Annotated in this window: 12 protein-coding genes; 3 read left to right on the top strand and 9 right to left on the bottom strand. The window is 55.9% G+C overall.

What is annotated here, in order from left to right:
- Positions 1–242 precede the first annotated feature (242 nt).
- Positions 243–806, bottom strand: coding sequence for a MaoC family dehydratase (locus tag FYC48_RS20655; RefSeq protein ID WP_160149668.1), 564 nt, complete (start codon positions 804–806; stop codon positions 243–245).
- A 457-nt stretch (positions 807–1263) separates the two neighbouring features.
- On the opposite strand from FYC48_RS20655, the gene FYC48_RS20660 reads away from it, so the two are divergent.
- Positions 1264–2373 carry an FG-GAP repeat domain-containing protein gene (locus FYC48_RS20660; protein WP_230773699.1) on the top strand — a complete coding sequence of 370 codons (1110 nt, stop codon included), beginning with the start codon at positions 1264–1266 and terminating at the stop codon, positions 2371–2373.
- Positions 2374–2397: 24 nt separating this feature from the next.
- Positions 2398–2751 carry a nucleotide pyrophosphohydrolase gene (locus tag FYC48_RS20665; protein ID WP_149498698.1) on the top strand — a complete coding sequence of 118 codons (354 nt, stop codon included), beginning with the start codon at positions 2398–2400 and terminating at the stop codon, positions 2749–2751.
- A gap of 47 nt (positions 2752–2798) precedes the next feature.
- Here the strand turns inward: FYC48_RS20665 and FYC48_RS20670 are convergent, their stop codons facing one another.
- Together FYC48_RS20670 and FYC48_RS20675 are read right to left on the bottom strand one after the other, a co-directional pair.
- Positions 2799–3578 carry an N-acyl amino acid synthase FeeM domain-containing protein gene (locus FYC48_RS20670; RefSeq protein ID WP_149498699.1) on the bottom strand — a complete coding sequence of 260 codons (780 nt, stop codon included), beginning with the start codon at positions 3576–3578 and terminating at the stop codon, positions 2799–2801.
- A gap of 945 nt (positions 3579–4523) precedes the next feature.
- The gene (locus FYC48_RS20675) at positions 4524–5162 is read right to left on the bottom strand and encodes a hypothetical protein (protein ID WP_149498700.1); all 639 of its coding nucleotides are present in this window, start codon (positions 5160–5162) and stop codon (positions 4524–4526) included.
- A gap of 711 nt (positions 5163–5873) precedes the next feature.
- On the opposite strand from FYC48_RS20675, the gene FYC48_RS20680 reads away from it, so the two are divergent.
- Positions 5874–6437 (top strand): N-acyl amino acid synthase FeeM domain-containing protein, encoded by a 564-nt coding sequence (locus FYC48_RS20680; RefSeq protein WP_149498701.1) that lies wholly within the window; start codon positions 5874–5876, stop codon positions 6435–6437.
- A 192-nt stretch (positions 6438–6629) separates the two neighbouring features.
- Here the strand turns inward: FYC48_RS20680 and FYC48_RS20685 are convergent, their stop codons facing one another.
- The 6 genes from FYC48_RS20685 to FYC48_RS20710 all read right to left on the bottom strand — a co-directional run bounded on the left by FYC48_RS20685 (position 6630) and on the right by FYC48_RS20710 (position 14280).
- Positions 6630–7949, bottom strand: coding sequence for an amidohydrolase (locus FYC48_RS20685; protein WP_200836661.1), 1320 nt, complete (start codon positions 7947–7949; stop codon positions 6630–6632).
- A gap of 280 nt (positions 7950–8229) precedes the next feature.
- A complete protein-coding gene (locus FYC48_RS20690; RefSeq protein ID WP_149498702.1) occupies positions 8230–9411 on the bottom strand; it encodes a hypothetical protein in 1182 nt (393 codons plus the stop codon).
- A complete protein-coding gene (pilM, locus tag FYC48_RS20695) occupies positions 9408–11108 on the bottom strand; it encodes a type IV pilus biogenesis protein PilM (RefSeq protein ID WP_149498703.1) in 1701 nt (566 codons plus the stop codon). Before pilM ends, FYC48_RS20690 begins: the two co-directional genes overlap by 4 nt.
- A 9-nt stretch (positions 11109–11117) precedes the next feature.
- The gene (locus FYC48_RS20700) at positions 11118–12800 is read right to left on the bottom strand and encodes a type II secretion system protein GspK (protein WP_149498711.1); all 1683 of its coding nucleotides are present in this window, start codon (positions 12798–12800) and stop codon (positions 11118–11120) included.
- Between the two features lie 14 nt (positions 12801–12814).
- Positions 12815–13780, bottom strand: coding sequence for a prepilin-type N-terminal cleavage/methylation domain-containing protein (locus FYC48_RS20705; protein WP_149498704.1), 966 nt, complete (start codon positions 13778–13780; stop codon positions 12815–12817).
- Positions 13777–14280, bottom strand: a complete 504-nt coding sequence (locus FYC48_RS20710; RefSeq protein WP_149498705.1) for a type II secretion system protein — start codon at positions 14278–14280, stop codon at positions 13777–13779. Before FYC48_RS20710 ends, FYC48_RS20705 begins: the two co-directional genes overlap by 4 nt.
- Between the last annotated feature and the right edge of the window lie 205 nt (positions 14281–14485).

Below are 14485 nucleotides of genomic sequence, written 5' to 3' on the forward strand. Positions count from 1 at the left end.
GAATTGAAGGCTTCACCGGGATAAGACAACCCCACCCAATCAGGGTTCGCAGGGTGTTCAAAATATCTCCGCCGAGATCCTCGATTGAATGACTGACCGCACAGCTTTCGGTACCCGGTGCATCGCCAATCCCTGACATGAACGACTAACCGGTCAACATTCGCCACGGTTTCGGTGCAACAACCGGAGCAAACGCTCGTCGACTGATGACTCGAACCCGAACATTGGGTCTTAACGGAGCACTATCGAGGCTTTGCGGCGCGGTTCTTTCGCGCGACGATTGTGACAAATTGGCCTTGCTGAACGACTCGTTCAGATTCGTTCAGCAAGCTGCGCAACCAGAACACCTTCACCGCCCGCCTGCCATGCGGCTCGATAGTCAAAATCTCATTGCGGGCCCGGACACGGTCTCCGAAAAACACGGGCGCTAAAAATTTCCACTCGTCGATGCTGACCAAAGCCAGCGTTGCCGCGTTGGGAGATTGCGTTCCCAAACCAGCGAGAACACTCAGCCCCAACAACCCGTGGGCGATCGGCTTCCCAAAGGGGGACTCGGTGCCGTCAGCATGAATCGCGGTGTGGTCGCCAGTTAACGCTGCGAATTGATTCACGTCGCTACCGGAAATCTCTCGGAATTCGGTTTCCCATCGATCCCCCTCGGATAAATCTTCGGCGTACAGCGTTTCGTTGGAGTACTGCGTTTCTTTGGCGTATCGGGCGGGGTCATTTGCAGTCGTCTTCGCCTGTCGTTTTGCGGACGGACTGGACGAGCGGTCACGTAATTCCGCAAGCTCAGACTCATTCATGGAGTTGCTGATCACGCTTGTGGTTACCCGATAAGAGGCTGAGAAGACTGATTGCTGCCAATCGCTAAACGAATGCACCCCGCCGGCAGCATGAATGCACATCATGTCGGGTCAGTGCGACAGACGGTAGCGCCGCTCCGTAAGTTTTTATTGAAAACTTTGGTTTTTCTCAACAAATTCGGTCTGACGCGACATTGACGATCAACGGGACTGAGAAACTTTTCGGGTCGATGTAGAATGCCCGCGTGGAATGTTTGTTTTCACAGCCTCCCCTTCCTTCTGTGTTCTCCCACCTCTTCGACCTACGATGCCACTATCGATTTTTTCCCCCAGTGTTTCGATCGAATTTCCCCGACCGCTGCGGACGATTCGGGCGATCCTATTGAGCACCGTCGTTGCATTGACTTCGCTTGCCGGAACCGTTCGAGCCAAAGAACCAATTCGCTTTGATATTCGCATGCTCGCCCTCGATGCGAACGAAGGTATCGCGGCGGGCGACGTGGACGGTGACGGGAAAACCGACTTGGTCGCCGGACGAGCTTGGTTTCGGAACGGTGACTGGGCCGCTCGGCCGCTTCGCAACATCGATGACTGGAACGGGTACGTCCAAAGCAATGGCGACTATCTTTTCGACATCAACGGCGACGGTCGGTTGGACGTGATCGCCGGATCATTTTTGCCGACCGAAGTTTATTGGTACGAAAACCCAGGTGCCGAATCCCTGCGACTCGGGAAACAATGGCCGCAGCATCTGTTGCTCGATACCCAGCAATCTCAAAACGAAGGTCAATTGTTCGCCGACGTTGATGGCGATGGGAGCCCCGAGTGGATCGTCAACAGCTGGAAAAAAGATGTCCCAGCGTTTATCTATCGCCTAGTTGAAAAGCAGACATCGACCGTAAAGCCGGCCGACAAAAAAACGAAATCGGCATCCGCAAACTATGACTTGGTCGGGCACGCGGTTGGCCAAGTCGGTAACGGGCACGGGGTGGCAATCGGTGACCTAAACAACGACGGGCGAATCGATTTGCTGGTCGGCCAAGGTTGGTATGAACAGCCCGCCTCCGAGCCTTGGTCGCAGCCTTGGACGTTTCATGCCGACTGGGAACTCCATAGCTCCCTACCAATGATCGTCGATGACCTCGATGGTGATGGTGACAGCGATGTGATCATCGGCAACGGGCACAACTATGGACTTTACTGGTGGGAGCAAACCGGCAAGGACGAAGCAACCGGAAAGATTGAATTCAAAGAACACAAAATCGACGACAGCTATTCACAACCTCACACGCTCGCCTGGGCCGATCTCGATGGCGATGGGAACAATGAACTGATCACCGGCAAACGATACTACGCACACAACAGTCGTGACCCGGGCGGCAACGAACCTCCGTGCTTGTACTACTACACTTGGGATCAGACGCTGAAACAATTCACCCGACACACGATCGATGAAGGACACGTCGGCTGTGGCTTGCAAATCGTTGTCGAAGATTTAAACGACGACGCAAAGGTTGACCTCGCCGTCGCCGGTAAAAGCGGAACCTACGTTTTGCTGCAAAAGTAACGCCTTAAGAAATGAATGAATGACATGCCCGCCGAATCGACGCCTGACGAACTGACGCTACGCGGAGCCCAGCAAAGGGTCGACGAGTGGATCCAAACGATCGGCGTGCGTTACTTTGACGAGATGACAAACCTTGCCCAACTGATCGAAGAAGTCGGCGAGGTGGCTCGGATTCTATCGCGTACCTGTGGCGAACAGTCTTACAAGTCGACGGACACGCCCGGTGAACTGTCGGACGAATTGGCCGACGTCCTATTCGTCGTGCTTTGTTTGGCCAATCAATCGGGGATCGATCTGACCGAAGCCCTGCGCGCGAACTTGGCCAAGAAAACGAAGCGCGACAAGGATCGGCACCGAAACAACGCCAAGCTTCATTAGCAAGAGCCGCCGAGGCTTTCGGTTGAGTTGCCTTGAGCCCACTCGCCTCAGCTAGCGATTGCAGTCTGCTTCAACTGACCTTTGTCATAGCCATCACGCAAGCGTTGGTGAAAACGACTTGGCTTGGCAATGTTTGCCCGCATGTACTGTCCCGGCGCGCCACTCACCTCTTGGCAAATAAACGGCTTTCCGATCGGCTCGGCGTTGAAAATGCGACGGTAAAGTTTCGCATGCCGCGGATGAACGATCGCGTCCATGTAGCTCAGTCCAAGTTCGATCGCCGTTTGGTGCATCAAACCGGTCAGCGAAAGAAAGACTCCGCGGTAGCTGGTTGGTGTTTTCGAATCGCCGCGGTCATGCTCGATCGCAAGCCGACAAACTCGCCCGACGCCTACATGGTCGGACGACTCGCTTAAGTGGTCCGAGCGTGACACCAACATGGTCACCGTACCACAAATCACCTCTCGGGAGTCTCGTGTCGGGTCACCTCTAAACCTCGGCTCGGAACTAAATCGCGGCCCACGTCGACTCTCGAACCAATACTCAGTCGTTCGAAAGGCAAGAAATGTCAACGCTTGCCAGTGCTGATCTTCTTCGAATACCACCGGTGAACGATTGCGAGCGGTCTGGATCGAAGAGGTGTCAGATTCGCCCAATAAACCAGCCTCTTGATACCGGTGCTGACGAAACTCTTCGGCCCGCTTGAAATCCTCGGCCGTGATCGCACGGCGACACTGAACCGACTGCTGAATTTTGACCTTGCTTGAAAGGACCTGACGGGCCGGATCGCGTAGACGGACCGATCGTAGGCTTTCGATTGACTGCATTACATTCCCCCGAGCATGGAACGATAAGTGGTGGGTGAGCTGAACCCGCCGCGGCAACTGGAAGTCGAAATGCGGTAGTCAGCGAGCATCAACAATGGGGCGATACCCAGGTCAGTCATTGACATGGAATCCCGGCGTGCGTCCGGGAGTTGGTCGAAACGAATCGCAGGAAAGAGAAGGATGAAAAGACATGGACAATATCCGGCACTCATAGCCGAATGCTTGTCCTCCATGAACCATGACGATTATCTCGTCTGAAGCGTCTGGTCAAGACGAGTAAACGATACCGAATTTTCGGATTGCCGAAGCTGGGAAAGACCGCCCAGCCTTAACGAGTGATGGACGGGCGTTATTTCGCTATTGGTTTGATCACCCCGCCGATCGGTGGTCCTAAACGAAGTGGATTTGCATAACACCCCAGCAAACCAGGGGTTACACGCAAGTCAATGGCACCCACTCAAATCTGACTGGCGAAAGTAAGCCAGGTAAATTGGGTGAGTTCTTTCGCTCGATACCCGAACAGAACTTTTCTAAATTCACAAAAAATTTCTTCGCTACACCGGTTCGTGTCGGCGGTCACGCCCCTTATGACCGGTAACGGTGAGGGTAGTTCCGAGACCCGAACAGGTTTTTTGTAAAGATTCGTTCCCGGATCCAGGCGAGTCTGATTGCATACGTGGTCGTTCAAACGACCCGTTACCAAGCCGATTTCTGCGCCGACGGTGCCCGCCAATAGTATCGGTGCCGCGGATCATCCTGCCGAAACCTTCCGCTACTTCCGATGAACGCTGCCAATGAATGGTGCCGAAAGGCTCGGCGGCCTGTTGATGGAATCGAATTAAGCGATTCAACGATCAGCCAATGGGCATCGGCCCAGGTTTGCGCTGAGGAACCGCACGCTATCGCGTTTGCGGCAGATGAAATCAACAAGATCCCGAGACACCGTCACGCTGCGTGAGTCGACGAGAGCGGCAAGACACTCGCGCCGGTGCGATAAAGCAAGAATGGAATCGAACGCCGAAATCGACGCAAACTGTTTCGCCAAGGCCCAAAGGTTCCGAATCCCAGCAATACATTTTCCGAAAGCACACGCAATTCCCCGCGCAGCCAACAAATTGCACCTCGGTTGCGCTGGCGATAATCAAGGATGTACGCCGTTCCCTCGGCCACGTTGGACTGTGCGATATACGTGTCCATCAGCAGCTTGATTTGTCGATCGTATGGATCGCCAAACACGTTGTAACCTTCACCCCGGGTCACCGTCAGCGGGCGAAAACCTTTGCCAATCCACGGTCCTTGACTAGAAAACGCCCGCCGCACAATCGTGGTCGAAAGTCCACCACCTTGTGATAGCATCACTGCGCCATACTCGGCATCCACTTCCGAAATCGTCGGCGGTGCTAATTGGCGGTAGACTCGTTTCAGTTCGAATCGCTCGAGAGGACGCAATTGCTCGATGCGATCAAATTCGGCTTGGCAAAGATACTCTGATCGCGGTTGATCACAGCACGCATCGCGACTCAGTTGGCGGTAGATCGCATCGTCATTGCTTAAGCGACTTTTGCTTGAAGGAACTTTGATCACTGGGCTTTTCTTGCCGAAGCTCATGAGACGACCGCATGTATAAACAAAGTTTCAATCTGTGCCCCCATCCGCCGGACGACGCGAATGCGCGGTTCAGATTCCTAATCGAGATCCTCGACCGTCGTGGACGCCACCGACGCTTGCAAAAGCCAGAAGGCACCGACCGTCACGTTCAGCGATTTCCGCGCCCCTTCCATCAATAGCGAACATTACCTTCGCGCCACCGCAGTATCCAAGAAACGTCTTTCTCGAAGATCACCGCAGCGATGGTGGGAACGTTGGTGGGCCGATTCCGGGTTCGAATGCCGTCCCAGCGTTTGCGTTTTGCCGCGACAATGCGATGCGCCGTACCAGACGCATACCACTCCTCCCACGTATCAATCCTCCACCCATCAATGCAACCCCGATTTGGCGAAGATGCTCATTTGTCGACTCGTGTAGTCCTGTCTAACCTCCCAAGAAAAGACGACTTACGTTGCCCCCATGAGGGTGATTCTGATAAATGTCGTCGTCACGCTCGGCCGATAGAACGGTCGAACGCACACGTCGACAGAAGAATTACGTATGAAGCCCTTCACTGTTCTGACTGGACGCATCCGTACCCGCGCTACCGACGGTTGCCCACCGGTGGTCTGCATGCGCGCGTCTACGGCGAAGCAAATTGCATCAGCACAGCAATTGTGGAAGAAGCAGTTTCGACGTGTCGGGCTGATGAACGAGCCCTCTGAGGAAGACATACTTCGTACGTCGCCGACCACAAGCACCGGTGCCGAACCCGCGGAGTCTACCGACTGGACAGCGATTTCGATCAATGCATATCAAAACCAGTCACTATCAGCCGATGTTTTCGGTCGCAGGTTAGACGGACAAAGCACACGTCCCCATCGCCGTGATGATGCGACCTGCGGAGGCATCTGTGGTACGGTCACATTGCTGGTCCCCAAAGCAGAGGACATGACGACGGGCCGGATCACACGCTTGGCCATCGATCATCCCGATCAGCGGTTAGCGTCAAGCCCGCTCGCTTATCGTCGCGTCTTTCTGGAAATGACAAGCTACCTGCACCAGGTCGCGCGGGAATACCAACTCACTCATCTCGAAGCGTTCGTGCATCCCAGACACGCCAAGCTATACCGGCGAGTCTTCAACGCGACGCCGATTGGAAAACCCTTCGCCTGCGAAGACGTTGCCGGTGCCCCCGCGCAGCTGATGAAAGCCGATATCCAGCACCCCAAGACGTTTCACCCCAGACTGCGTGCACGCTACGCGGGTTGATGGGGAGTGGCTAGCGGCTAGCGGCTAGCGGCTAGTTGTTAGTTGTTAGTTGTTAAGGGGAGCATCGATGATCTCTCGATGTCGCAACGCGTTGCAGATGCTTCCCATCGTCGCCTTTCGCTCCGCCGAAAGTAGCGCTGCTTTCGGTGATTCTGCCCCACCTCTAGCCACTAGCAACTAGCCTCTAGCTACTCAATCTCCCATCAATTCCAGGACCGCGATCACGGTCGATTCGATCCCTCGTTTGACTGCCGGTTCCGGATCGATCTTGAAGAGCGGTGAGTGGTGGCTGGGGACCATCGGCCCGCCGGCAGATTCGGCCTCGAATGCCTCTTGGGGAGTTCCGCCAATACCCCAGTAAACGGACGGAATGTCGGGTGAGGTTGTGAACACCGGAAAGTCTTCGGCCCCCATGCCCTTTTGAGTTTCCGAGATGATGTGCTCGGCACCGAGTTGCTCAGTCCACGCTTGCTTCAACCGCCGCGCAAGCGTTGCGTTGTTGTACGTCGGCGGGACGCTTTCCTTAGACACGATGACTTCGGGCAACTTGTCCTCTGGCAATCCCGCAACTCGTCCCATGTTGACGGCGATTCGGCGGATACCGTCGAGCAACGTCTTTCGCGTTTCCGCGTTGGTGTTGCGGACCGTTAACTGCAATCTTGCCTGGTCAGAAATAATGTTGTGCTTCGTGCCAGCATGAAACGAACCAACCGTCACAACACCAGCCTCGCGTGGTGCGATCTCACGCGAAACCAGCGTTTGTAATGCGAGCACGATCTGACTGGCCAACACGATCGGGTCCTTACCGCGGTGTGGGCTGGCCCCGTGCGCGCCGATGCCATGAACGATGATGTCGACGGTATCCGAGCCAGCATAGGGACTCCCATCGACCACGTTGATCACTCCGGCTCGATTACGCGCCGACACATGAAAAGCGAGTGCAAAATCGGGTTGGCCAAATCGTTCCCACAACCGGTCTTGCTTCATCGCCCTTGCCCCCATGATCCGTTCCTCGGCGGGCTGGACGATCAACATTAACGTTCCCGACCAAGCGTCGCGATGCTTTGACAGGTACCGCGCCGATCCGACCAAACTGGTAATGTGGACGTCATGACCACATGCATGCATGACGGGGACTTCATCACCGGTGATCGGATCATCTTGCCTCGCTTTCGATGCGTACTCCAGCCCCGACTTTTCTTCCACCGGCAACCCATCCATGTCCGCTCGCATCATCACCGTCGGTCCCTCTCCGTTGGCGAGCAGAGCGACGATACCGGTCCCGCCGACGCCTTCGGTGACATCGAAGCCGACCGCACGAAGCTCACGCGCCATCCGCGCGGCAGTCTTAAACTCGACTAGTGATAGTTCGGGGTTGCGGTGAAAGTGGACGAACAGATCAGCGAGTGAAGCATCGTACTCGCGATCGATTTCACTCCGCAGAGCGTCCGTGGATGACTGCGATCGCGCCTGACCTGGAATACAACAGGCTGCGATAGCTGCGAGCATCATCGATCGACGGAGGTGCAACCGTCGCGCAGCCCTTGCAAAGATTAACCGAATCATGAATCGGACCTAGGAATGGAGTGACTTACTGGAAGCCACATCATACCGCAAGCGATTCACCATCGTTTCGCGAACCAAACGTAGCGGAAGCCTCCGAGGCTTTCGGGAAGAACGAAGCCGCCGAAACGCTCGGCGCGTTCCGCAACTCATTGATCAATCCCAACCGAAACGCACGGCGCGTTCCGCCACGCCGTCGGCACTTCAATCAGCGAATTGAGACGATGGGTTACTCGATTTCATCGACGGCAGCTTTCAGCGTGTTGCCGCTTTTGAGTGCGATAACTTTATCGTCAATTTCGATCTCGACTTTGTCCGCATCGATCGACTTGATGATTCCACGAACACTGCCGATTTCGAATTCATCGCCGACGCGCAGTTTCAACGTTTTGCCACGAGTCCGAACGTTCATCCACGCCGTCCAGTCTTTCGCACCTTGGACCAGTCCGGTCAGGTACGTTTGCTTGGCGTCATCGTATGCCAATTCGACCTTCGGTGGCTCTTCTTTCGGCGGCGGAGGCGGGTCGACCACTTTGACCAACAGCGTTTCGGTGGTCTTCTTGTTCGGATAACCACTGTCAGTGATTTCGACATCGACTTTGAACTCGGTCAGCTCGTCCGATTTGACTCGGATCGTCCCGCTTCGTTGATCGATCGTGACGTTGTCATGTTCGCTGACCAGATTGAATGCCAATCGATGCTGTTCGGGATCTTTGACGTCCAGCGGAAACGCAACCTCTCGGCCGCGGACGGCTTCGAGCGTCTTGTTTCCGTTGAAGACCGGCGGCTGATTGGGCGGTTCGAACAGATTACGATTGAGAATCGGTTCGGCATAAGCGAGTTGGTCTTGTTCGACTCGCCAAGAATGCGTCTTCGGCGGCGCGGCGTTACCCGGCGCGGCACTGAGCGCGATCACATCCAGGGTGACATTGAAGATAAAACCATCGTCTCGTTTGGACGGTGTGATCTCGAATTGTTGGATCCGATGCAAGTAGTCCTTCGCCTGGATGTCGTACATCAGGTCGACGATTTGTGGCATGTCTGCCCGACCAGAGATTTTGAATTTGAACTGGTGGTACAAATCGCCGACGGGACTGGTGCCGGTTTCATTGACCGCGGGAGTCTCCACGTCATGTTTCTTGGCGACGTCAAGCAACCAACTCTGGTAGGCGTTCCGTGCCTTCTCTGTATCGCTCGGCAATGAACGGACAAGGTACTCGCCCATCTGCTTGTCGGCGATCGCGCCAAGCAATCGCTTTTCGGACAATTGCAATTGTCGATCTTGAAGCGACTCGAATCGGGTTTTACGTTGCTGAAGTGCCGACTTGTATTTGCTAAACCCCCATTGGCCAATTCCCAGGACTACCAAGCCGCCGACCAGGATCGCTAGGACACGTTCTCGTTGGTTCATGTCGACACCTCTTCTTCACTCTTCGATTCACTGGGCTGATCGCCGGTCGGCGCGGCTTCAGATGCCTCGTCGGTTTCAGGCGTAGCTTTGTCGTCCCCCTCCGCCGCGGACTCGTCCGTCGCGTCAACGTCACTTGTTTCAGAGTCCTCGTCGTCGTCAGGCTCATCCGCTGGCGGCGTCATTTGTGAACCGTCATCGATTTCTTCTGTGACGGACTCATCATCGCTGCTTGCTTCGGTACTGCTTGCTTCGGTACTGGCGAGCTGTGCTTCCATCCGCTCGTATCGCAAGTTTCGCAAGTCGTTGCCGTCGACGGTGATCGTTTCGGTGAACGACCATCGATAGCGATCATCGCCTTGCTGGACATTGGTGTCTTTGACGACCACCCCGTGAGTTTCGTCACGAAGCGAGCTTTGCATTTGATCAATGACGCTCGATTCGGTGACGCCTCCGGTCAGCCGCAAATAGCCACCGCCGGCGGTCAGTGCGTTTCCGTTGATCGATCGGACGATCAGTTTGTCGCTTGGCGGTGCGAGTTCGGCGAACCGCCGAAGTTCATCCAACCAGTTCACGTCGCGATCGAGAAACTGGTCGATCTTCTCCGTCCGATCGATGCTCTCGTCAGCTTGCTCGGCCGAAGGGATCAAGAGATTGATTTCATCTTGCAGCACCGCGATCTTGCGATCCCATTGGCTGAATTGCCGATAAATCATGAACCCGACCAGAAGCACCGCGGCGATCGGGATTCCGATCATCGCGATCCGACGCAGGTGATCCGGTTTCTCTTCGGGCCGACGCCGGGGGTTCATAAAATCGATCAAGACATCCGCGTTGGCGGTGCTGCTGTTGAGCAATCCGACCAGTGGTGCGAAGCGACCGGTGTGCTCGGGCATCTTTTCGCGAGCGACTTGGACGTCAACCAAGTCAAACGGGCTGATCGCTTGGACATCGTCGCATCCGATCTTTTCCTTGATCGCGTTGACTTCGGCAGAATGCACGTCGGCATTTCCCCAGACGACAACTTTTTGCGGCGTTTTCGTTTCACCGCAAGCCATCATCGTTCGCCGCAGTTCACTAACGATCGCTCCGGGACGATGCTCCTCGTTTTCGGGCAAACGCACCGTCCGGACAAAGATCACCTTACCTTCGCGAGCGACGACGATTTCGGCGTCGTTGGCCAGCAAGTCGATCATCACCGTCACCGGCGCCGACTTTTGCTGGCCTAAATACAGCGACGCCGCCGCCAACGGACGCAACGCAACTCGTTCGAGCGGCAGATCACTTGTCGAACACAGCTCGCGTTCACGGTCAAGCTCACTCGGCGGGACCGCCGCGGCGATCAAGGTGATGCCTTCGGAGGAACGTTCGGTAACCAAAAAGTCAACGATCGCGCGATCGCTCGCCGACGCGAAACTGCGGATCGCTTGAAAGCGGACCATGTCGGGCAGTTCTTCGTCGGGAACGGCCGGCAATTGCAATTCACGCAACTCCGCTTTGCCGCGACCGATCGCGACAAGCGTTTCTGTTTTTTGCAGTCCCGCGTCGTTGACGTAGCGGCGCAGTTTTTCTGATGCCGATTCGCCTTCGTTTATCGGGATCAGTTGAATATCGGTCACCGCGACGCGGTTTCCGTTGACGTTGGCCACGACGAGTCGTAATTCGTGCGCGTCGTAGTCGAGAGCGAGTTTTTTTACCATATCGATAGTCTAATTCGTATCGTCTCCGAGTACCGCCGCGGTGTTTCGAATTCCGAGAACCGAAAGATCGAAGGCACGTCCGAGATGACTTAAGTCACGACGAAAGATGATTTTTGGATTGACCGTGGTCGCGTCGATCACCACTTCCTGGCGCGACGACAGCCCCGAGGACTCGAAATAACCCACGATCTGGGCCCGATAGACGTCGCCTCCCGCAGTCACCAGGGGCAACAATTGCCGCATTTGGTCCAAGGTCACTATCCCTTCAACCATCGGCCAGGTCTCAAAGTTTCGGTTGGCGTCATCGGATTCTGTCGCCCGAGCTTCTAGGATCTGCCCGACTTGGTCTTCGTCCAACATCGGAATCCCGTACAGCAGTTCCGCCGAACACTCATTCAAGTTGATCCGGCCGGGCATCGTTGCCGTGTCACTGGTCGACAAAACGTCCATGATCAGAGGTAAATAATCCGCGGCAGTCAAAATGTTAAAGGGGCTCTGGTACGACACTTGTTGACCGTTATTGGAAATCGTGACCGTCGCATCGATCAAATCCAGCACTTGCGTGAACTCCACGCTTCCGCCGGCCGACAAGTCGATCGAAGCCATCGCGTCCGCCGTCCAAACCCCTCCGTCGACAACTTCGCCATTGTTGTCATTGTTTTGTTGGTCGTTGCCAGTCGACACGATGCCCGAGAGGGCCGACGGTTGGCCGGCCATGCGATAGGCACAGATGAAGCTGGCGTAGGTCTCGTCTTCGAGTGCCGTGACGAGGTCTTCGTACAGGACCTCCAGGTCATCGGAATTGATGTTGACACAAAACGATCCGTCACGCGCCTTGTTCGCTTCGTTTCCATGAACGGTGAAATAGGCGGCCAGCCCCAATGCGCCCGGCGTATCAACGGTGATGTTAAAGCGTTGTTGTTCGTCGGGATCCAGCACGCCGTTTCGATTGGCGTCTGCCCCGAACAAGAGCGTCGGAGTCATCCCGGCGACTAACAATAATTCTTCGACGCTGTTGACCGGGCCGTTGGTCGGCTCGTAGGGCGTCGGCAAAGTGCTGTAGTAATCGATTTCGACGCCATAGGGTCGGGGATCGTCGTCCTCATCCAGCCAGTCCAAGATTGAATCGGCCAGGTCTTCGGTCATCCCGGGAACGGCCAATAACAGTGACGTCGCCAAACTAGAGGTGGCCAACGACTCGTCGACTTCACTCTCAGCCGACGCCAAACTTAACGCCGCCATCAAGCCTTCGGAGTTTTCGTCGAGGATCGTCAAGGTATTGAGGTTGATCTTCGCCGACTCGTCCTGAAGGCCAAATCGCAGTCCGGCCATCTGCCCCATCTCGTTCAAACTGGGGGCGACGACCGAATAGTTACAAACGTTGCCGGTGTCTTGGTTGGACACGCCGATCGCTTGGAACAAGTTCGGGTTGTTGTAGACGCCGCCCAGGACGTCGCGGTCTACCGGCGGCTGGGCAAGCACTACGCGAATCGCTTCGGCACCTGAATCAGCCGCGACCCGCGCCCGGACCAAGTCACCGGTCAGGTAAGCGGCGTCATCGTAGGCGACCATCATGCCGGTAAACGAGTACACGGCGAAGGTAGAAACGATGATAACGAGCAGCACCAAAACCAAAAAGAAACCGTGCTGGCGGCCGCGTTTGGATCCGGGATGCGGTCGATTAACTGTCATCGGATTGCGTTTCATCAGATCCCTGCTCCCGACAGTTCGTCCTCTTCTTCTTCGACGATGAACTTTGCCATCGGCAACTGAACGATGTGCGAGAACATCCGAGGCGTCTGATCATTGGCGTCGATCAGCGGATCGATCATTGTCAACTGGATTTTGACCGCCAGCGGTAACTCGCCCATCTCATCGCTGTTCCATTCGATCTGCCACGTCATCCCGTCCCAATACGAAAATTCAATGCCGACGACTTCGGGAGCCAAAAGATCACCGGATTGGGTCAGTGCCGAAATACTGCCCTGCGTCATCGCAAACGACGTTACGTTTCGATCGAGTACTCGCCGCACCAAGCCGCCTGAACCACCATCGGTGGAACCGTCGAGTTTTGCCAAGGCATCGTCAACGCCGATCGCGTCCGCGTCTTGAACATAGTAGGTCACCGTTTTCAAATCACTTGGAATGTCGACCAGTTGTCCCGGTTCGGCCGCCATCATCACGCCGTACTCTTCCAACCGAGGCAATCGGCTGGTGTCGACTTGGATTTGATATTGGTTGCCGACCAGCCCCGGTGTTTGCAGCACCACGGTGCCGGCCAGCAGTGTCGTGTCGGTGCTTGTCATGTCGTCTTCGCCGGCGGCATCGGGATCGGCGGTCCCGGCCGCTTCGGCGTCGCCACCGGTTTGGCCGCCGCTTCCGCCGCCGCTGCTTCCCCCGGCCGCCTTGGCGGTTGCCGATAGCAATTCTTCGAGTGCCGAGGTATCCAGTGGCTCGGGGTGCATCGACGAACGCAAGTCGTCTTCAATCATCTGCATCACAGCGCTGGCAAGCATCGTGCGGCGCATCTCCGCGTCGCTGCTATCCATCGTGCTGACGTAGAAACTGAACGCGGAATTGACCAACGTCATCAACACGACCGCCAAGGCAAGTGTCAGCAAGAGCTCCAACAACGTGAAGCCTTTGAATCTTGATCGTGGACGACTTCTCATAGCGCCGTCCCGCCGTTAGCGATCTCTTCTCGTGCCATCAGCTCTTCCGCTTCGGCTTCTTCAAGCCCCAATGCTGGATCAACAACCCAGCGATCGAGTGCATAGATCGCCAGCCGCTGCGTTCCGTCGCCGCCACGAGCTTCCACGGTCACCCGCATCGCCAACGTACCGTCGAGTTGCCCCGGCATCACTTCGATCGTTGCGTAATACGACTCCGTTGATTCAGTGTCGTACGACTCTACCAACGTTTCGACCACCGAAGTCGGCGTTTGTCCCGATGCGATATTCAGCAACTCTTCACTGAGTTTGTACTGACATATCATCCGGGCTGTCGCAAGGGCGCGGGCTTCGCGGGCGGCACTGACACCGGTGTCGGCGATTTGCGCGAGAATCGCCAAACTGGTTCCAAGTATCGCGATCGCAAGCAGCATCTCCAGCAATGAAAACGCTCGTCGCCGCTGTCGCGCTCGTTTCGATAGGGTGGCTGTGCTGAAGGTCATTGATTTATTGGTCCGCTTCGATACCCGCGCGAAACACGAAACGGAAGGATCGGTGTAAGAATGATGTTTGAACAATTGGCTCTTCACTCTCCGCTGGGAGAGTCGGGCCTCCGGCCCGGTGCGAGCCCTCCCCGGCCGCTCAAGCGTCCGACCCTCCCGTAAGCGGGAAGGTGAAGGAAATCGCATTCACTCTCCCCCTGGGAGA

The sequence above is a fragment of the Roseiconus lacunae genome, from assembly GCF_008312935.1.
GTDB classification, from domain to species: Bacteria; Planctomycetota; Planctomycetia; order Pirellulales; family Pirellulaceae; genus Stieleria; species Stieleria lacunae.